The organism is Colwellia piezophila ATCC BAA-637, assembly GCF_000378625.1.
GTDB lineage: Bacteria > Pseudomonadota > Gammaproteobacteria > Enterobacterales > Alteromonadaceae > Colwellia > Colwellia piezophila.
Window position 1 is genome coordinate 182,066 of the sequence record NZ_KB905164.1, and the last position, 20,232, is coordinate 202,297.

Below are 20,232 nucleotides of genomic sequence, written 5' to 3' on the forward strand. Positions count from 1 at the left end.
ATAATTATATTCAAAGATCATTTTACTCTTGTATTCTTATCATGATTAGAAAAGGAAACAACCTAAAATTCATAGGGATAATTCAACAGTATTTTTAATGGCTTTTCTCTTTAGCTAAATGACCTTATTTCGTATCCTCTGGATAAAAACTACTGAAACACTAGAAAAAGATATTCAAGCAATGAACTAAGTCAAAAAGAAGATCAGTAAAAACCTGTATTATTGAGCGTGTTTAGATAGGGCTTTTAATTATATCTTGCAAATATGCTCTAAAGTCATCAGCCAACTCTTTATGACGTAAGCCATACTCAACATTAGCTTTCAAATAACCCAACTTAGAGCCACAATCGTGTGACTTACCGGTCATATGAAACGCTTCAACAGTTTCAATCTTCATCAAACTAGCAATAGCATCAGTGAGTTGAATTTCATCACCGGCACCAGGAGGGGTAAACTCAAGCATGTCCCAAATTTTCTCTGATAATACATAACGACCAACCACAGCCAAATTCGAAGGCGCTTCATCAATAGGAGGCTTTTCAACAACTGCCGTCATAGCTTTAGATTCACCAGCAGCAAGTTTGTGCCCTGCACAATCTGCAACACCATAATTACTGACCATTGCCATAGGAACAGGCTCAACCATTATTTGGCTATGCCCTACTTCGTTATAACGCGCTAACATTGCCGCTAAATTTTCAGTTTTCAAATCTGCAGAGGCTTCATCTAAAATCACGTCAGGCAAAACTACTACAAAAGGTGAGTCGCCAATAATTGGGCGCGCTTTTAAGACTGCATGCCCCAAACCTTTCGCTTCACCTTGACGCACATGCATAATAGTCACGCCTTTAGGGCAAATGGCTTGAATTTCTTCCAATAATTGGCGCTTTACACGTTTTTCTAATGTCGTTTCCAGCTCAAATGATTTATCAAAGTGGTTCTCGATGGCATTTTTTGAAGAATGGGTGACCAATACTATTTCTTTAATACCTGCTGCAACACATTCATCAACTATGTATTGAATCATAGGCTTATCGACAATCGGTAACATTTCTTTGGGTATAGCTTTTGTAGCTGGAAGCATACGAGTGCCTAAGCCTGCTACAGGGATTACTGCTTTTGTTATTTTTTTTGTCATTTTTGTCCTTAATATATATGTATAGAACATATGCTAAAGATACTTTTATCAATTGCGACCATGAGAAAGGCAATCCTCAAAAAGTACTAAAAGTCCGAATAATATTGCATCTTAAATTTAACAATAGGTGTTGTATTTTTTCTTCATAGTTTAACAATATGGATTTACTTAAATTAAATCCATATTGTTAGAGCCTTCCTCAAGTTAAATTTTTCAAAATTAACTTAGTCGCAGCTTCAACAGAAAACACGTTTTTTAGTAAATTATAAGCAGCCTTCCCCTGTTGCTTGCGGTGTTGCGCATCATCTAATAATTTTTTCGCCTCACATAGTAACTTTTCATCTTCACCATTAATAAATACACTTCCTGCCTCAGCTGCATTAATAATTTCTTGTAAATCATTATTAGGATTTACACTACCTAATATAGGTAAAGATTCGACCATATACCCAAGTATCTTTCCTGGAAAATTATGGGCTGTATGGTGTTTAGCTAGTGAAAACAAACCCACATCTACTTCTGAAAGTACCTGTTTAAATTCAGATTGAGAAATAGATGGCAAGATGGTTACATTTTCTAATGACCAATCCTTTGATAAATTTTCAATCAACTCAACTTCATCACCTTGGCCAATAAACAGAAAATGAGCTTTAGGAAATCCTTTAAGTCCTCTAGCCAAATTCAATAAGTTTTTCATGTCTTGGGCATGTCCAATATTCCCGCCGTAGAAGAAAATAACTTTATCATTTAGGTTTAATCGAGCACGAATACTCTCATATACAAATTGATCACCAAAAGGTGTCGCAGCGGCCCAATTAAATAGTACATGCGTATTTTTTAATTGGGGATGTAGTGTATTAAATAACTGATGATTCTTTTTAGACATTAAACCAATACTATCAGCAGCGTTATAGCTTAATGACTCAAAGAAACGAAAGTAACGAGTTATTAACGACTTTTCAGTGATCATTTTTGCATCAATGGCCCATTGAGGAAAAAGATCCCTAAGAATTAAGTATGATTTACATTGGCACTTTTTTTTAATTTTATTTACAAACGAACCAAAAAAAATAGAAGGAGAATAATATACAACACCATCAAATGTATTTTTTTCAACTTTTGATGAAATAGTTCTCCAAGCATTGAATGACATAAGTGTTTCGTTAATTGCACGTTTAATTTTAGCTACATCTTTTACAGGTCCATTAGCAAAACGCCAAATATTAACGCCATCAAGCTCACTAACCTCCAACTTAGCAGCCTTAGAATTAACATTTGGAGTTATAACGGTAACTTTATGCCCTAAATTAATAAACTCCAAGGCAAGTTCATGTAACATTTTTGAACCAACTCGGGTACTGTCTGGCAAGTAATCATCAATAACAAAAGCAAAATGCATTAACTCTTCTTCCAAACGAACTTGTTAACGTAATCAGTGTAACTTGTAATTATTCTTACGACTTTATCTGAAACATTCGGCGCGATGTAATCTTTCACAAGGTTTAGTGAGCGTTCAGAGCCTGTTTTTTGATCTTCAAGAATTTCGATTGCTTGTAAAATGCGATCCATTTCCATTCCTGTGAACATTACAGCCCCTTCTTCAAAACCTTCAGGTCTTTCATGAGCTTCACGAATATTTAATGCAGCAAAATTCATTATTGAAGATTCTTCAGTAATTGTTCCACTGTCACTTAATACCAATTTAGAATCACATTGAAGACGAACATAATCAGAAAACCCTAGTGGTTTCATTAATTTTACTAATGAATGAAACTTTAAATTTAAAGCATCTATCTTTTTCCGGGTTCGAGGGTGTGTAGATACAATAATTGGGTATTGATACTTTTCCGCCAATGTATTTAAAACGGTTACATATTTATGAATATTACTCTCTGAATCTACATTTTCTTCTCTATGAACACTAACAACAAAGTATTCTTTTACTTTTAGATCTAAACGAGAAACTACATCTGATGCCATAATCTTATTTTTATAATAAGACAAAACCTCATCCATTGGGCTACCTGTTTTAATAATAAATTCAGGCTTTAAACCTTCATTTAAAAGGTATTCTCTTGCTATATCGGTGTACGGCATATTAATGTCGGAGATATGATCTACAATCTTGCGATTAATCTCTTCAGGTACACGCATATCAAAACAACGATTACCCGCTTCCATATGAAAAATAGGAATTTTTCTCCGCTTAGCTGAAATGGCGGAAAGTGCGCTATTAGTATCGCCTAAAATCAATAAAGCATCGGGTGCTGTTTCTGCAAACATTTCATCCGATTTAGCTATAACTTGCGCCATAGTGTCTGCCGGACTTTTTCCTGCACACTCAAGGAAAACATCTGGTGCACGAATACCTAGGTCATCAAAGAAAATTTGGTTAAGTTCATAATCATAATTTTGACCGGTATGAACTAAAATGTGATCACAATATTTATCTAATTTATCAATAGTTCTAGATAAGCGTATTATCTCAGGACGAGTACCAACAATGGTGACTACTTTCAATTTTTTCATGATTTTCCTTGATATCTTTTTTTATAATCAGTATTCATATCGGTGATCATTGCTTCCCAAGTAGGAATCTTAAAACTGATTAATTGCCGTAAGCTGTTTGAATTTAAAGAACGATCAATAGTTAATTCTGTTGATTCTTCAATTTCAATTTCTTTATTATAAATTGTGGAAACTAATTTCAGCAAAGAAAACTTATCAATAGGATCTACACTTAAGTGGTATAGCCCTATTATCTCAGACCTAGGTAGTATATGTTCTGCAAGTAGTTTAGCTATCACACACGTAGGTAAGCCAGAAAATATTGCCTTTGAAAAACCTTTCGTTTTATTTTCCTGAGATAAGAACCAATCAATTAAACTGAAACTTGAAGATAACTCATGGCCAATAATTGACGTTCTAAGCGTTAAATGCGGTGCATAATCAACTTCTCCTAGACTTTTACTTTTACCATACAAGTCAATAGCATCTGGAATATCATTTTCTAGATATCCTCCTTTTGTCCCAGCAAAAATACAGTCAGTTGAAAAATGTATAAATTTAGCTTCAAGGCGAGTACAAATACGGGCCAGTTGATGAGGCAATAACGAGTTAATTACAATAGCATCAGTATGTTGTTTAGCAATATCGAGCTGTTTAATTAACCCAATACAGTTGATAACGACGTCCGGCTTTAAATTGGCAATTACAGCTTCAATATTATTAATATTATCAACGTCAATACCTTCAATTATTTGATCCCGAAAGTCTATAAAAAAACGTTCTTTTCCATCGATATTACGTACAGTCCCATATACATCTAACCCAGAATACTCACTTAAATTACTGAATAAGCTATAGCCTAACATCCCTGTCGCACCAATTATTAAAACTTTCATTTAAACGCCTTCAGGTATTATTAAATTACCAGCTTCAATGTCTCGCATAAAATCTAACTTTCTTAATAGCGTTTTCATGCCATCAACATCTAAACGTTGTGTGTTGTGTGAATTATAGTCTTCTACTTGAGAGAGATCTTTTTCACCCTCTTCAAAATACTTAGAATAATTTAAATCACGGTTATCAGCTGGTATACGGTAATATTCACCTTGGTCCTGAGCAACAAACATTTCCTCTCTACTACATAAAGCTTCAAAAAGTTTTTCACCATGGCGTGTACCAATTATGTTTACTTTATGTTCAGGTTTTTTCATTAAACTAAAAATTGCTTGAGTTAACACATCAATTGTCGCACCTGGGGCTTTTTGTACAAAAATATCACCATTAACTCCATTGGTGAATGCATGAATAACTAGATCTACAGCATCATCTAAAGTCATCATAAAACGGGTCATATTAGGATCCGTTACAGTAAGCGCAGTTCCCTCAATAATTTGACGACAAAACAACGGAATAACACTACCTCGAGATGCCATCACATTACCGTAACGAGTGGTACAAATTGTCATACCTTTTGGAACATTACGCGACTTAGCAACAATCACTTTTTCCATCATCGCTTTAGATATACCCATCGCATTAATTGGATAAACAGCTTTATCAGTACTCAAACAAACAACATTTTTAACATTATGGTTTATTGCAGCTTCAAGAACATTTTCAGTGCCTATAACATTCGTTTTAACCGCTTCTAAGGGATAAAACTCACAAGATGGTACTTGCTTTAATGCTGCTGCATGAAAGATAAAATCAACGCCTCGCATGCAATTTGAAACACTCTGGTAATCACGAACGTCACCAATGTAAAACTTTAATTTGTTTGAGTTAAAAGCTTTCCGCATATCATCTTGTTTTTTCTCATCACGTGAGAAAATACGAATTTCTTTTATATCACTATCAAGAAATCTTTTTAATACTGCATTACCGAAGGAGCCGGTACCTCCAGTAATTAGTAGTACTTTATTTTTAAACATATTATCTCTCTTTTTCAAAACTAGATATTTCGGGTAATAATGCATCTAACTTTTGAGTCATCTCTAACTTACATTTATTAAAATCAGATTCGGATATACCATCTCCATCTGATACACATAGAAATTTAATATTGTGTAAATCAATATTTTGCATATCTTGATATGTAAAAACGGCGATAGATAGGTGATCATAATGCATTTTAGGGGTGAATTTATTCCTTACCAAATTATAGAATCTGCATAAGTACTCTGTAATATCGGTACTGCACCTAAACTTAGAAGAAACAGTTTCTTCCATAACCTTTGGTAAAATAGACCACAACTCACGATAGGTCGACTTTAAATGGGCTTGTGGTTGATGGTATATATCAATCCACGTAAAACGGCGAGGAGAGATTAGGTTAAAAAATAAATTTTTACCCCTAGCCTTAATACTATAATTTTTTGACATAAACATTTCTGAAAAAAAATCTAATCTACTTTTATCAATGATTGAATTTAAGTTATCAATATTATTTTGTAGCATTTGAGCATTTAATTTATTCTTTGGCCTTAAAGTATTATAAATAAAATTATCTCGCCTAATAGACTGGGAAAAAAAATCTACTGGTAAATTATCATTGAAAAATCTTGTAGGTTCACAAAAGTCCAGTACAAATGTATCATCATTAAATAGAATAAAATTCTCTGATAGATCATCCAACCATGCCAGATTTAATAAAATAGGATTAGCATTAAAGGTTGGAAGAACGTTATCATCTTTAAAATAATCAGAATGTTTAACTATATTTAATCTTTCACAGTCGACATTTAACCAATCAGGTAAATGTCCCTCAGTGATGAAATGAACTTTTCGGATCCAAGGTAAAAACTTTTCAATCCCTCGAAATAAGTACATCAACGTTCCCCAGTCATTATAACGGTTCCTAGATGATGCCACTTCAGAATTTGAGCTTGATGGTTTATATTCTTGGTATTTTTTATACCAAGCCTTATCACTGCCATCAACCCAAGGAATAACTATATCAATTGCTTCTATATTGGTCATGAAATCTTTTACTATCTCTAATGTAAATAAGTGAAATTGTGAATATTATAATTGACATGAAATGCATATGAGCAAAGACTTCACCTTTTATTTGCAAAATAACTGTATAAATAAACAATGTTGATATAAATACTTTGTAATTTGGATAAATTGGTTTTCTATTTTGTAAAAATGGTATAAAGAACAATCCCAGATGAAATATAATAACTAACAATAGGCCTGGTAAACCCCAAAATAGTATCTGACGAAAATAACCAGAATCAGTATGCATAAAATACGAACCATCTATATTAATATATCTTGCTTGTCCGTGTGCGAAATCATTGATTGTCAATGGGACACTTAACATAGATGTTAAATGATCAGTAGATCGAGTTGAAAAACTGCCAGTTTCCAAATAACTATAAATAAATTCAAATACAAAAGGTAAAAGTTCATTTATTATTTTATCAAGTAACTCAATAGGAATGAATAAAAATGCAAAGCAAGTGGCAGATAAAATGATAATCATCAAGGATTTCAGAGCAATATAATAAGAGGATGGTTTGTTATAATTTAAAAGAAAATATAACATTAAAGCAAAGCCTAAACCAATAAAAAATGTCCTACCTGTAAACATTCCTCCTAGACAAAGTAGTAAGAAAAATAATACATTTGACTTCCACAGCGTCCCCTTAAATGTAGAAATATAATAAACAAATACCATCATTGCTAAACCATATATCGAAGCTAAAGCAAAAAAGACATTTCCAGCTAAAGCAAGCCCTCTAATTCCCCCATAGTTCTCAGATTTTTCTGTGATATTGTCAGGTTGAAAAAATTGTACAATATTCAAGAAAGAAGGCGAAATAAATGCTATTAACTGGATTAATGATTGAATAGCAAATGCATACAATATAAATTCTAAAAATGTTTTTAAGCTTATATTACTGTTATTTAAATAAACTAGCGGAATTAACACAAGGAATAAATAGATACATTGAACTATCCTAGGCAAAGAAAATCCTGCCTGAGCATGGTTTTGTGAAAAAATTATTGCTAGGTATGTGCAAAAACCAAGTAGTAATAAATAAGATAAACAAAATATCGTATAACGGTTCTTATATACAAAAAGAGAATTTTTTATAGAGACCCGCTTTTTTAAAGCTAGACCTAAAAAACTTAGTAAACAGGATAGTACAATGCTATTTTTTATAATAGGTATATTAAATGAGAAAATAAAACAGAATACAACTACTACTCCTAGTACTTTATCTAATAATTTAACTTTTGGTGTAAAATTGGTAAAAATAAAATATTGAGACATAAAATTTAATGGCTATTCTTAGGTATTAGCCCTGATTTTTTCAACACCAAACTAAAATAAGACTTTAACATAACCATACTATTAACCATTGAGGTTTTTGTCATTGCAATTAAGATCAATAATATCTTCAAAATGCCAATATCTGTATTTATTCGACTATAATAAAATAATATTTCAGGGTAATCTTTTTTAGATAATAAGATTTTTATCATATTTAAAGTGAGCTCACTCTCTTTATCAAAGTCCTTGCTATTTTCTCCTAATATAGAAAGAAAATATTCAAATTTTAATTTTTCAGCATTTATCAGTTGTTCAAAATTAGTTTTTTGAGTTATTTGTGTTGTTGTTAATCGATAACGTAATAATACTTGCTGTATATTATATACGCTTCCAAATTTTGACAGCTCAATCCACAATTTATAATCTTCAACATGTAAATAATTAATATCATAGCGTAAAGCATTATCAACTATAATTTTATTTCTTATCATCACTGTCGGATGTGCCAATGGCGAGTTTACTAAAAACTGAGAGCGAATCTCTTTATCTGTTTCTTTTGAAACAAAATTAAAGAGCCTATTTTTACCTGAGCTTATAAAAGAGATTTGTGATCCACAAAGTACATAGTCAGAATTACCTTCTAAGAAGTCGACTTGAGTTTTAAGACGACAACTTATCGCCACATCATCACAATCCATCCTAGCAATATATTTTCCATTACAATGCTCTAAACCTTTATTCAATGTATGAATAAGTTTAAGGTTCTTCTCATTCTTAATGTAAATAATTCTAGAGTCATCATACTCAAGTATCATTTTTTCACTTGAATCAGTAGACCCATCATTAATAATAATAAATTCAAAATTATTAAATGTTTGCGATAAAATACTATCTATTGCTTCTTTAAGATACATTTCCCCATTATAGACGGGCATAAGTACACTTACTAATGGATTCAATTTTAACCTCTACTTCTAATTAAATACTTTAATTACGGATAAATTTATAAAAACAGGAGAACTATACAATTAACCAAGTTTATTTTTAAAAAAATAATACACAGTTTTAACAGAGTTAAATATGCCAAACCTTAGTAACATTAATTTTAATTTATTAATGATCACCAGCTTAAATAGAGTCGCGTTCATCTTTATTTTTGAAGCTAACTTTGCCTTTTTTGACCGGCGATCATCGATTATACCATCAATTAAATCAATATCTTTAAAGTCTTTAACTTCACCTCGATGCCTCTTAAATAGAACTAACTCTTGAGCTGAGTAAAATGTAATATCAAAATAATAAAAGTGTGAATATGGATTTTGGTATATATTAGAAAATGAATTGTGACCATTATTATCACCATGATAATCCATGTTATCGTAATGGAGATCATTAACAGCTAAGTAATCTATATCGTTAGGCTCTCTTAAGCTCAACAAGCCTAGTAATGAACTTCCACTCAGAATAAATTTAGACTTAATTTGTAATTTATTTTTAGAGATATAGATAATTTGCTTAAGGTATTCGGGAAACTTGTAGTTTTCTATTGTATTTAAAATATTTTCGATATTAGGGTTTAATGCAAATTTTGTTAATGCATAAGAGTCATTCTGGTCATCACAAATATGCACAGAGTGCTTCCCAAGACCTAAGCCAGATCTAACTTTATCTTTAAGATCTATAACCTTATTTTGATTATTTACCTTAAAAATAAATACCTTCAATTGATTTAACCCCGTACAAGGTTTAGATTTCCCTTCTGCTCCTAAAAAGTTATCTTCAGGAATTCCTAGCCATCCCTCATTCAAATAAGTATTAATCACAAAGTTCTTAATACCAAAGGTATTAAGGTTAAGCTCTTGCTCCAAAACCACATTATCAAACAATTTATTTACATCAACTTTACTACTCGGCCAAACAACACCAGTCAAAACATCTTTTTGATATTTTTGCATTATTGAAACAGCTTGATATAAGGAGTATTTTTCAAAATTTAATTTTGAAAAATACTTAAATCCATAATCCACCATTCCCTCGTCACAAACAATGCATTTTATTTTCTTATTGAAATATAATGCTGCTGCTATACGATGTGCTCCATTGAGTGGCTCTAAACTATTATTAACAGGTATCAAACTAACATCAGAATCAAAACCTCTAAGTTGAATAGAAGATATTATGCTTTTAAAATACTTAAAGTAAGATTGAATTCCATCTTTATTTTTATTACCATTCTCTTTACACGTACCGTCAGTAATGGCGACTATATGCTTTTCATACAAGCTGGTAGAATAATCATTTTTTATTCCTGCCTGAACACTAGGTATTGCTTGTAATTTTATAAAAATATCTAATCGATTTACTAAATTTAAATCAGTTGCATCTAGTTCCAAAACTCTAAATTTTGTCTGTTTCTTAATATAGAAGTTATCAACTAAATTCAATAACTCGCCACCTTGCACATAACCATCACTACTTGTTTCAATCATTATAATTTCACTTAAACCTAAAATACAAACTCAACCTGGAAAAAAGCACCACTAATTCACTAATGAGTACACAATAGACGAGGTTTATTGGGGTAATACCTTCTAAGTAATAGAGGGTAATTAACATCAAAACTTGAATTGTTGATGCTAAATATACTGTATAATTTACTAACTTGGTTTTATTAATCGATGCAAACAATGGGTATCCGTAATTAACAGATAAGAAATTAACTAATGCACAAATTAAAAAAACATCTAATATATTGGATGAACTCTCAAATACCGGCCCAAAAAACCACACAACTATATATGATGTAAAATCATATATAATAATCACAGAAACAATAGGTAACAGCAAAATAAAAGTAGCAAGTACATACTGGTGTAACACTTTTACATTATTGGTTCTCGATAGGTAGGGAAAAAAAGCCTGGCTCACTGCATATGTTAGGTTTTGACATGCCTGGTAAATTTTTTCAGCACTAGAATACAGTGCAACATTATTTATATTTGAAATGCTGCCTAAGATAATTGAATTAAATGTTGAATATGAACTTACTGATAATCGAGATAAAAAGTACCCAAAATTATCTAAAATCAATTTTTTTATATAAAGAAAACTAACTTTTTTAAATTTGTATTTCTCACGGTTAATTTGTTTATAAGAAAAAATTAAGGAAATACAATTCCCTATAGCTAAAGAAATAAATACATAAGCTAAATCAGCAATACTATGAACAAAAAGCAAAACCAATAAAACATATATTATTTTTGAAAGAACAGAGTACAGTACAATAAGTTTGAATTTTTCAATACCTTGAAAAAACCAATTAATCTGAAAACCTTGAGTGATAATCAAAGCATACATTGATAATATCAAACTAGCTGTTATCCCTTTTTCTTCGAAAAAGCGAAAATCAACTAAAAGAAAAAACACACATCCAAATGCCCCAATAGCTATTATAAATAAAAACTTTATAAATATAACCCCACTTATATAAGAGGATATTTTTTGGTAGTTTAACTTATTCTTAGCTATATATTCAGGAGACGAAACCCCAAAGCCATAATCTGTCACTATAAATAACAACATACAAAAAGCCAAAGAAAATGAAAGTATACCAAACCCTTCTAGCCCAAGAGATCTTGTTAAGTAAGGTAATATAATGAAAGGAGACAAATAATTCAAAAATTGCAAAAAAACTAAAGCTGCACTATTTTCAAGTAGCCTATTACTTTTCATTATATTTAGAAGCCTTAAAATGTATTTGGAACTAATGCAATATTCATGAGCTTAATATAATAGTACGAAGGATAAATCCCTTTAATTCAAAAAAGAATCTGATCACACGATAAAAAAATATTTACTGCTACTTAAAAATTGAAAATAAGAATAATAAATGAACTATTCCTTCAAGTGGAAAATTTAATAACTATCGTGATGTTTTAATTTATGATTCTTTTAACTATAAAGTTGTACAAAATAAAAGAGAGTATGAATAAAACAAATAATACAATTTCAGATATTTGGTAATATTCTCCATACACTCCAATAGATGACATTAGAACCGAAACGATACTAATCACTATAAGTGTTTGTTTTGAAGACAGTCCTTTTCTCTGTAATATGTGATGTAGGTGATCTCTGTCCGGTTTAAATGGTGATTTACCATTCTTATACCTTCGAACAACAATTGCCAGCATGTCCATAAGAGGAATAGCGCAAATCCATAGTGCTGTCACCGGACGAAAAGATGCCTGTTCGCCTTGGGTACCCATGGTTAATAACCAAATAACACTTAAACCTACAAACATACTACCCGCATCACCCATAAATATTTTTTGAGATTCTTTTTTAAAGAACTTTTCAAAGAAGCCTAGGTTATACATTAAATAAGGTACTGTGGCCGTCGCTAGTATTAGAGGGTAACTTAAGTAATCTGTCTGACCACTGATAATAAATAAAATGGCAATTGAAGTGAAAGTGTTAATACTTAGGCTACCAATAAGGCCATCGATACCGTCAATCATGTTGTAAGCATTTATTACTACGATAATACCTACATAAGTGAATACAATTCCTAATGGGCCTAACGTTACATCACCAAAGCCGAATAAGTTACCTAAGTTTGAAATGTAGCCACCTACTCCGTATATCATCAAACTAGCAATAATAATTTGACCAACAATACGTACTCGTACTCTCAGATCGAATTTGTCATCTAGGGCACCAATAAATACCATCATTGCTGAAGCAATAAGGTACATACGAAGTTCTAGAGTATTAGGTAACCATATTAGGCTGGCAGCAAGTACAGCTAAGAATATTGAAATACCACCAATGAGGGGAATATGTCCCGCGTGCTGCTTACGCTCACATGGTTTATCAACTAAGCCGATTTCGATTGCTACCGGGTTAAAAAATTTAATAGCTAGGAAAGCAAATATAAATGCGGTAAAGGCTGTAGCGAAAATATACATAATAAGGTTCCTAAAATGCTCAATAGTCTAAAAGGCAATGTAAAAAATAAAAACGAAATGTGAAAAGTAAAAAGTGAAAAATGAAAAATGAAAAAATATTATTTTAGGTTCTTTAGTAAATTCCCTTTACCTATTATCAATATAAATCGCTTAGTTTAAAGCGCGGAAAGTATAATAGATTTCTCCCTAAATTGCAGTAACATTCATACTTACTACTGTAATAGTTTGTTATTTTTGATATTTACCTTCAGTAAAATATTAATAGAGAAATGACTAATGCAATACTTATAGTGTCAAATCCGTATTATATTAAGCACTTTTAGTTAACGTACCTTATTACTTCTTAGCAAAGTAACGAAACAATACGATTAGTACTGATAGTATGCCACCAAGCATAGTTCCTAACACCACAATCAAAGCTCGTTTAGGCCCTGATTTTTCATCGGGCACTTGTGCTGGGTCTATGGTTTTAAGGACATATTCTTTTTTCACCATAGTTAACATCATGTTCTTCGTTTGCTCTTCAATAAGCTGATAAAATACAGTTTCCATAGTGGCTATTTTGATATTAGCTAACTGGTTTGTTAAATAATCTATTGAAGCTTGTGCCTCTTCTTGGTCCTGAACTCGCATAAATTCGTTAATATCTTTAACTAGCCAAGTTAACCACTGCTTGGCGATCGTGGGTGAATAAAATGCAATGTCAATATTAACCATTGATGTTGTTTTGTCTTGATTAACAGTAACTAATTTTGAAAAATCTTGATAAGCTTCCCAACTAGAAGGTTCAGCTCGCTTTGGTGCCTTTACTTCCCGTATCCACTTGTTATTAGCTTGATTATATAAATCCTCATCTAAAATTAAAGTATTCGTTGCCATATCCCAATTTTTGGCTGCCATCAATGGCACTAACAAATCATGTTTAGTAATAAACTTTTCAATAAAGGAGCGAGATTTTAAAATTTCTAGTGCTAGTGCTGTTTTATCAACCCCGCCACCGCCACCGAGGTTAATGCCTGCCATACTGGCTAAGCCGCCAAGTTGGCCTGCCATTGCGGCAAGGCCTCCTGCTCCACCATCACTTGAGGCTGGAGCTAATATAGCTGAAGCTTTATAGATATTTGGCTGGGATAGTGCAAAGAAAACAGAAGCTACAGCAAAAATCATACTGATAATGATAATGGTAAACTTACCGGCCCAAATAGCATGCCAAAGCTCAGCTAATTCAATTTCATCATCTTGATTTTGAGTATTTTGCAATAGTAGTTGTTGCTGAAGTAACTGTTGTTGCAACAATTGTGTATTAACATCATTAGGCAATGCTTGCTTATTTACTACAGAGCTTTCGTTTGAGCTTTCTACTGACTTTGACACTATTCACCATATCCGATTGGCATATGTTGCTCGTTAAGGCTTGACTAACAACAATAAAATTTTCCGTATTATACGAATTATCGTCGTAAAGTAAAAGGGCTAAGCGGCCTAGATTCAACTTTTAATCTGATTTTTATTATCGATTGGAAAAAATAAAAATAGCAATAATGCTTAAAGTGAAATAATGAATGTATGCTCAATATTTCTATGTATATACCGCACAGTTAAAGTTGTTGTCGCGGAAAAACAGATATTAGTCATACGTTGCTATTAAAAGGTATCACTATCGGCCAGTAGAAAAGTGTTTTCTCCATCAGATCTCGCTCGCATGGTAGCAAGTCGAGCTTTTATGCCCCCCATCATTTGACTGAATTGCTGCTCGGTCTTCATTTGCGCGAGAATAGGCTCTAAATCACCTTGCCATGCTCTTATCCAACCTGCGTCAATAGCCGCTTGAAGGTATTGATAAGTTCCACTTTTATTATTTTGGAGTGCACTAATCAAGGCCATATTATAATAATAAGAGGGTTCATTAGACTTTTTGGTTTTACCTTTGTCTAAAAATTGGGTAAAGCCATCAATAATTACTTTTGCCTGTGCAAGTTCTTCTATTTGTATATAGGCATAAGCTAAATGAAGTGCCGACTGGCCATCAGACAAATAATAAAAATAATCACGGTTAATTGAATTTAAACTTAGAAGGCGTTCAAAAGCAGTGATAGCCTGAGAGTACTTACCTTGATAGAAGGCAATTTCACCTTCAATATAATGATTCATTCCCGACTTCTTGCCAGTAAAGTCAATATCTTTTAAGGAGAGAAGTGCTTCATTAACCTTACCTTGTGTCGCGTAAAATCGCGCTTGCATAAAGTTAAGGTCCGCGGGTGAAAATTGTGACGATTGTTTGCTCGCATAATCAAACCAATGTTGTGTTTTCTCAACTTTCCCCATATCCATGTTAGCAATCAATAACCCCTTTATTGCTTGCTTATTTATTGGGTCAACATCAAGTGCTCTTTTATACATGTTAATTGACTCATCCAGTCTGCCCCGTGTTGATAAAATATCGCCAACTAAATTATAGGCTCCAGGATAATAAGGATCGTTGCTAATTATTTGAGAAAATATGTCCATCGCTTTTTTTTCATCGCCCTCTTGGTAATAACACCAAGCTACGTTGTACGCTGCTACTGGCGACTTGGGGTCTAAAACATAGGCTTGTTCAAACAGCTTATGTGCGCCGACAACATCACCATTGCTTTGTAACAAAGAGCCATACCACATATATGTCATCGCATAGTTAGGATTAATCGCTATGGCTTTTTTAAATGACTGCTCAGCTTTTACCGCATCATTTTCTGTTAAAATGAGCCCTTGAGTTGCATGTGCAGCTGCTAAATCAGGGTACAATTGAAAAGCAGTATCAAGGGCTTCTTGTGCTGCAATACCGGCTTGTTTTTCAGGGAAATCACCATATAGAACAAGTAGAATATTGGCATTAGCAATGCCGACAAATGCCCTAGCATATTCAGCATCAAACTTCACCGCATCTTTAAAATGCTGTAAAGCTTTATGAATAGATGGCGCAGTACGATGCGCTAGCTCTTGCTGACCTTTACCAAAAGCAACCATGGCATCAACATTATGGGTTTCTGCAACAGTGGAAAATGGCGTTGTTTTACCAAGCAAGGTGACTTTCATTTTATCAACGACGGCTCTAGCGATATCGTCTTGTATTTTAAATACATCACGGTATTCTCGATCATAGGTTTCTGACCAAAGGTGTTCACCCGTACTAACCTTAATTAACTGCGCGGTTATTCGAATTTTATTGGTCGTGTCGTTCTTTCGAATGCTGCCCTCAAGAATAGTCTCTACCCCTAACTCTCTACCAATTTCGACAATAGTTTTATTTGAAACACCTTTATAAGCAAAAGAAGACGTTCTGGCGGCAACTTGTAAGTCTGGAATTTTAGCCAGTAGGTTTAATAACTCTTCCACCATACCATCAGCAAAAAATTGATCTTCAGCATCACTGCTAAACGCAACAAAAGGTAGGATTGCGATTGATTTTTTATTGCCAGAAGATAATAAATTATCTATTTTAGTTTGTGGTTCACCAGATTGCACTGTTGTTTTTGATAATACTTGAGGTGACTTTCCTTCTAACCATAACTGAGCAGCTAAGGTAACAACTACTGCCAATGCCAGTGAGCCGGCAACAGCCAAAGTTGTTTGGAAGTTGATTTGTAGCGAGCTGTCATGCGGTCCATCATTTTTTACTCTTACAATACCTTTTGCAGTAAAGTTATACAGCCAAGCAAAAATTAAAGAGACGGGAAAACCGACCAAAAACACTTGCAATATTGTTGTCATCACAGAATCTGGTAGCCCTAATGCAGGCACAGCGAGGTCAGCTATTTGAATTAATGGCCAAGCGGATACCGCATAGATGGTCGCAACCTTAAAAACCTGTCGATGCTTTAATTGCGTTAAGAAACTATCCAATTAATTTCTCCAAGACCACGTTAACTATGAATTTATTCATTGCTTATTCTTTCTTCAGACGTTTTCTCGATTGAAACAGTGCCATTAATAGTATTTAAACTTAATTTCCCAGAGCCGTCACCAGAAATAAAACTCAATGTTTTCTTATTTAAATTGCCACCTGTGGGTAAATCATCGGTTAGTAGATTATTAATGTCACCACCAAATTGGCTTACGATATTACACTCTGCATTTAGTGTCCCGGCAACTTTATACAATATATCACCACTAACACTAGAAAGTTTCACTTGCGCTTTACTTTTAACTTGGCCGCTAATTTGAGTATTACCAGATACATTTTTAATGGTTAAATTACTTGTACCATCAATATTTGCATTGATGTCCCCTGAGATAGACTTCAGGTATGCCTGTTGAAAATCCCCTGAAAAAGTAATCATACCGCTAACCGATTCAACTTTAGTAAAACCTGACGACTCTATCAGTTGCACATCCCCACTAACTACCGATAACTTAATTTTCCCATGAGATTTACTCACGATTAAATCACCACTAATAGACTTGCCACTAATATGGTTATTTACTTTGGTGACAGTAAAGGAAGTATCAATACCTTTGAAAATTAGTTGTAATTTCTGCGGTATAAATATATCTAATACACTGGAATCGCCCCAATGTTGTTGCCCTTGAGTTTCAACTTTAATCAGAGTTTTGTTTTTATTAGTCTCGAAAATTAACCGTTTAGCGGTATCGTCTAATTCACCTCGAATCATAACTTCAGGCTTATCCCACCCTTGTATGTTGACAAGTCCGCGAGGTATTTCAACAAAAACGCTACCGGTAGGTTCAACCGATAAAGACTTATTCACTTTCTCCCCTGCCAAGCAAACACCCGAAAAGGTCATCACTGTAAAGATAAAAGTCTGAATTAATCTAAATTCACTAAGAATAGTATTCAAAAAGAAGAACCTCGTTAAATGCGAAATAATACCAATGTAATTAAATTAATGCTCACTTGTACTGACTAAAAAACGGCTATGAGGATAATATTTGAAAGCTTTAATTCAAGAATCTATAGAAGAAGTATACATAAATTATTAAAAAATATTGTTTTTAAATCGTTAGCCGATGTTTCAAACTAGACTTCCTATAAGTTATCATTTGAGTGATAGTTATTAAAATCTAGTCAGGTACCACCATTCTTAACCTATCGATTACAGCCTTTAAAAACTAATCATGCATGAACATTGATACTAAACTACTTTTATCCTAACTAGCGCAGGTAAACTGATTTATCTGGTTCGATTTGTTAGTATTAATTACTGAAAATATAATCGAATAAAAATAGAGTAGAATTAATTGAATTCAAACACACAAACAATTTACTGGTACGATTATGAACACCCCTAATTTCTAAAGGGATAGAACAACCATTTCGCTCATGGGCTCACACATGGAGTCACATTGATAATTTACTACTATTTCCCTAATAATATACCGCGATATAAGCTAATTACCACCAGTATCAGCACACATAAAAACCATTAGTAAATTAAATATCTGAACTACAATATTTCCCATTTTTGATTGGCAAAATTATGACAAGTTTTAGCGGCTATTTTTCCCAACTTTGAATTATCTGGTGATATCACAGAAGCGCTAAATTTTCTACATATCTGATACAGAATAGGCATACCATCATCATCATAGAAGTCACTTGCGGTTATCTGATAGCAAGTATCAATATTAACCCATCTATATTGCTGATTATCAATCACCTGATTGAAGCACACGGTTAATTTGTTAAAAGTCCCAAGAAGCAAATGCTTCAATTTTATCAACTATGCCATCACCATTTTCATCATATCCTCCGTTGACTGACCCTCTATTAGGATAATTAGATATCAATGATGTAGCTTGAGTTAAACTTACGCCACAGTAACTAGGTACTGACTGACATCCTGAGCCAATAATTAAGAATAAAGTGATAGCAAACCTCATCATAATTTCTTCCTTTGTTTTATTAACGCTAGCCGAATATTTGAATTTATCTTACCTAAAGACTAAGACCTTATACGTCTTAGTCTCCAGCTAAACTCATGCTTTAAAACGTGGAGATATAGCTATGAATATAATGCAAGTACGTGATAACCAAGGCAACTTAACTTGGGTTGAAACAGTCCCTAGTAGCAGACAAAAAATTAAAATTAAAGAGTCAGTTATGCCATCAAAACTACCCACTGTTGAACATATGTTAGCAAATAAACCTTCGCTCACTTCATTATTAGACAAACGACCTGAACATCTATGTAGCGAACGTGAAGATTTTTTGGATACACTAAATTTTGCCCTTTTAACCCTAGGCATGATATTGATTGGTGTTATGTTTTTTAATCAATCTATGCCAATAGACATCTTAGGTTCCGCAATTTTCTTAACGATGTTAATTCTTCACATATTTATATATAAAACAGATGAGAAATACGATTTAGAGCGACAAAAGCAGTGGATAAACCAACAGGCTATTTCGGTTAATTTAAAAACGCGATACCGCGAAGATATCGTCAATAAAAAATCTAATATTATTTGGATAGTCATAAGGTTTTGTCTTTTTGTTGCGCTTGCAATTTTCATCTTTGCTCTATTTACTGCGGTCTTTGATGATAAAAAACAATAGATAGCAACTACTTACTATTATGTATTGGTTTAATGCAGTTCAACATTATATTAGATTTTATAATTAAGACGATGTCATCAATTGAATATATGACACCGCATCAGAACGAAGTACACATGCTTTAAAACGTGAGGATTTAGCAATGAATAGAATTCAATTACGTGACAACAAAGGCAACTTAACTGGCTGGATTGAAACCGTACATGGAGGTAGAAAACAAATTAGGGACAGCAGAGGCACTTTGCTCGGTTGGTATGACGCTGCAAGTGATAAAACGACCTGTGCGAGAACAGGTCGATGGATCGGAATGGGTGAGCAACTGACTTCATTATTATAAAGTGACTATTGTCCCGTTCTAGCAACTATTGTTTATTGGCAATAGTTGCTGAAATTAACTCTCTGTAAAAGAGTGATTCAGATACACCTTGCCTTAATTCAGCATCAAGATAATCTAAAATATTTTCTTCGGGTAGCGATAACTTAACAGTTTCAATTTTCTGTATAGCAATTACAAAAGAAAGATTTAAACAAACCCGTTCACCAAGTGCCATACAGCTATTATCTAAATTTTGATGTAGCTCATACTTCCACATTTTGTATTTTAGGAAGTCACGAAAAATCAGAGTCATTTTATATTTTAGTTCTGCAATTTCATTTGCTGTAAAGTATTCATGAGCTATCTTTTGATAGTCCATAAAAACAATGGACTTATAGTCGATTAGTCTGTTTCTCCTGTTAACTTTCATTTTATAAAACCTTATTATTCGTCAATCTA

At 33.0% G+C, this 20,232-nt stretch carries 18 protein-coding genes; 2 read left to right on the forward strand and 16 right to left on the reverse strand.

The window, feature by feature from the left end:
• Nucleotides 1-232: 232 nt before the first annotated feature.
• The 15 genes from galU to F580_RS0109695 all read right to left on the reverse strand — a co-directional run bounded on the left by galU (nt 233) and on the right by F580_RS0109695 (nt 18,784).
• Entirely contained in the window at nt 233-1,138 is a 906-nt protein-coding gene (gene galU / locus F580_RS0109620) for a UTP--glucose-1-phosphate uridylyltransferase GalU (protein WP_019027511.1), read from the reverse strand.
• 199 nt (nt 1,139-1,337) lie between these two features.
• Nucleotides 1,338-2,552 carry a glycosyltransferase family 4 protein gene (locus tag F580_RS0109625; RefSeq protein ID WP_245560608.1) on the reverse strand — a complete coding sequence of 405 codons (1,215 nt, stop codon included), beginning with the start codon at nt 2,550-2,552 and terminating at the stop codon, nt 1,338-1,340.
• Nucleotides 2,537-3,667, reverse strand: coding sequence for a non-hydrolyzing UDP-N-acetylglucosamine 2-epimerase (gene wecB, locus F580_RS0109630; RefSeq protein WP_019027513.1), 1,131 nt, complete (start codon nt 3,665-3,667; stop codon nt 2,537-2,539). Before wecB ends, F580_RS0109625 begins: the two co-directional genes overlap by 16 nt.
• On the reverse strand, nt 3,664-4,542 hold the full coding sequence (locus F580_RS0109635; RefSeq protein ID WP_019027514.1) for a dTDP-4-dehydrorhamnose reductase family protein: 879 nt from the start codon (nt 4,540-4,542) through the stop codon (nt 3,664-3,666). Before F580_RS0109635 ends, wecB begins: the two co-directional genes overlap by 4 nt.
• Complete coding sequence (locus F580_RS0109640) at nt 4,543-5,577, reverse strand: polysaccharide biosynthesis protein (protein WP_019027515.1); 1,035 nt, start codon at nt 5,575-5,577, stop codon at nt 4,543-4,545.
• 1 nt (nt 5,578) lies between these two features.
• Nucleotides 5,579-6,625 (reverse strand): Stealth CR1 domain-containing protein, encoded by a 1,047-nt coding sequence (locus F580_RS0109645; RefSeq protein ID WP_019027516.1) that lies wholly within the window; start codon nt 6,623-6,625, stop codon nt 5,579-5,581.
• A complete protein-coding gene (locus F580_RS0109650) occupies nt 6,603-7,931 on the reverse strand; it encodes a hypothetical protein (RefSeq protein WP_019027517.1) in 1,329 nt (442 codons plus the stop codon). The genes F580_RS0109645 and F580_RS0109650 overlap by 23 nt, the downstream gene beginning before the upstream one ends.
• Before the next feature lie 5 nt (nt 7,932-7,936).
• Nucleotides 7,937-8,890 carry a glycosyltransferase family 2 protein gene (locus tag F580_RS24280; RefSeq protein WP_157443061.1) on the reverse strand — a complete coding sequence of 318 codons (954 nt, stop codon included), beginning with the start codon at nt 8,888-8,890 and terminating at the stop codon, nt 7,937-7,939.
• 69 nt (nt 8,891-8,959) lie between these two features.
• Nucleotides 8,960-10,420, reverse strand: a complete 1,461-nt coding sequence (locus F580_RS0109660; protein ID WP_019027519.1) for a hypothetical protein — start codon at nt 10,418-10,420, stop codon at nt 8,960-8,962.
• A 7-nt stretch (nt 10,421-10,427) separates the two neighbouring features.
• Nucleotides 10,428-11,663 carry an oligosaccharide flippase family protein gene (locus F580_RS0109665; RefSeq protein ID WP_019027520.1) on the reverse strand — a complete coding sequence of 412 codons (1,236 nt, stop codon included), beginning with the start codon at nt 11,661-11,663 and terminating at the stop codon, nt 10,428-10,430.
• A 203-nt stretch (nt 11,664-11,866) separates the two neighbouring features.
• Nucleotides 11,867-12,901, reverse strand: coding sequence for a UDP-N-acetylglucosamine--undecaprenyl-phosphate N-acetylglucosaminephosphotransferase (wecA, locus tag F580_RS0109670; RefSeq protein WP_019027521.1), 1,035 nt, complete (start codon nt 12,899-12,901; stop codon nt 11,867-11,869).
• A gap of 336 nt (nt 12,902-13,237) precedes the next feature.
• A complete protein-coding gene (locus tag F580_RS0109675) occupies nt 13,238-14,275 on the reverse strand; it encodes a Wzz/FepE/Etk N-terminal domain-containing protein (protein WP_019027522.1) in 1,038 nt (345 codons plus the stop codon).
• A 270-nt stretch (nt 14,276-14,545) separates the two neighbouring features.
• Complete coding sequence (locus F580_RS0109680; protein WP_019027523.1) at nt 14,546-16,783, reverse strand: tetratricopeptide repeat protein; 2,238 nt, start codon at nt 16,781-16,783, stop codon at nt 14,546-14,548.
• Between the two features lie 32 nt (nt 16,784-16,815).
• A complete protein-coding gene (locus F580_RS0109685; protein ID WP_157443062.1) occupies nt 16,816-17,739 on the reverse strand; it encodes a DUF4097 family beta strand repeat-containing protein in 924 nt (307 codons plus the stop codon).
• A gap of 844 nt (nt 17,740-18,583) precedes the next feature.
• Nucleotides 18,584-18,784, reverse strand: coding sequence for a hypothetical protein (locus F580_RS0109695; protein WP_019027526.1), 201 nt, complete (start codon nt 18,782-18,784; stop codon nt 18,584-18,586).
• 121 nt (nt 18,785-18,905) lie between these two features.
• Between F580_RS0109695 and F580_RS0109700 the strand changes: the two genes are divergently transcribed.
• Both F580_RS0109700 and F580_RS0109705 read left to right on the forward strand, forming a co-directional pair.
• Nucleotides 18,906-19,457: a hypothetical protein gene (locus tag F580_RS0109700; protein WP_019027527.1), complete on the forward strand. Its 552-nt coding sequence runs from the start codon at nt 18,906-18,908 to the stop codon at nt 19,455-19,457.
• Between the two features lie 142 nt (nt 19,458-19,599).
• Entirely contained in the window at nt 19,600-19,794 is a 195-nt protein-coding gene (locus F580_RS0109705; protein WP_019027528.1) for a hypothetical protein, read from the forward strand.
• A gap of 25 nt (nt 19,795-19,819) precedes the next feature.
• Here F580_RS0109705 and F580_RS0109710 read toward each other — a convergent pair whose 3' ends face one another.
• Entirely contained in the window at nt 19,820-20,203 is a 384-nt protein-coding gene (locus F580_RS0109710; RefSeq protein WP_157443063.1) for a hypothetical protein, read from the reverse strand.
• Nucleotides 20,204-20,232 lie beyond the last annotated feature (29 nt).

Excerpts from the sequence above, each read along its gene's own strand:
- galU (WP_019027511.1), bottom strand. The coding sequence starts at position 1,138 with ATGACAAAAAAAATAACAAAAGCAGTAATCCCTGTAGCAGGCTTAGGC.
- wecA (WP_019027521.1), bottom strand. The coding sequence starts at position 12,901 with ATGTATATTTTCGCTACAGCCTTTACCGCATTTATATTTGCTTTCCTA.
- F580_RS0109700 (WP_019027527.1), top strand. The coding sequence starts at position 18,906 with ATGAATATAATGCAAGTACGTGATAACCAAGGCAACTTAACTTGGGTT.
- F580_RS0109645 (WP_019027516.1), bottom strand. The coding sequence starts at position 6,625 with ATGACCAATATAGAAGCAATTGATATAGTTATTCCTTGGGTTGATGGC.
- F580_RS0109705 (WP_019027528.1), top strand. The coding sequence starts at position 19,600 with ATGAATAGAATTCAATTACGTGACAACAAAGGCAACTTAACTGGCTGG.
- F580_RS0109660 (WP_019027519.1), bottom strand. The coding sequence starts at position 10,420 with ATGATTGAAACAAGTAGTGATGGTTATGTGCAAGGTGGCGAGTTATTG.
- F580_RS0109665 (WP_019027520.1), bottom strand. The coding sequence starts at position 11,663 with ATGAAAAGTAATAGGCTACTTGAAAATAGTGCAGCTTTAGTTTTTTTG.
- F580_RS0109635 (WP_019027514.1), bottom strand. The coding sequence starts at position 4,542 with ATGAAAGTTTTAATAATTGGTGCGACAGGGATGTTAGGCTATAGCTTA.
- F580_RS0109695 (WP_019027526.1), bottom strand. The coding sequence starts at position 18,784 with ATGATGAGGTTTGCTATCACTTTATTCTTAATTATTGGCTCAGGATGT.
- F580_RS0109640 (WP_019027515.1), bottom strand. The coding sequence starts at position 5,577 with ATGTTTAAAAATAAAGTACTACTAATTACTGGAGGTACCGGCTCCTTC.
- F580_RS0109650 (WP_019027517.1), bottom strand. The coding sequence starts at position 7,931 with ATGTCTCAATATTTTATTTTTACCAATTTTACACCAAAAGTTAAATTA.
- wecB (WP_019027513.1), bottom strand. The coding sequence starts at position 3,667 with ATGAAAAAATTGAAAGTAGTCACCATTGTTGGTACTCGTCCTGAGATA.
- F580_RS0109710 (WP_157443063.1), bottom strand. The coding sequence starts at position 20,203 with ATGAAAGTTAACAGGAGAAACAGACTAATCGACTATAAGTCCATTGTT.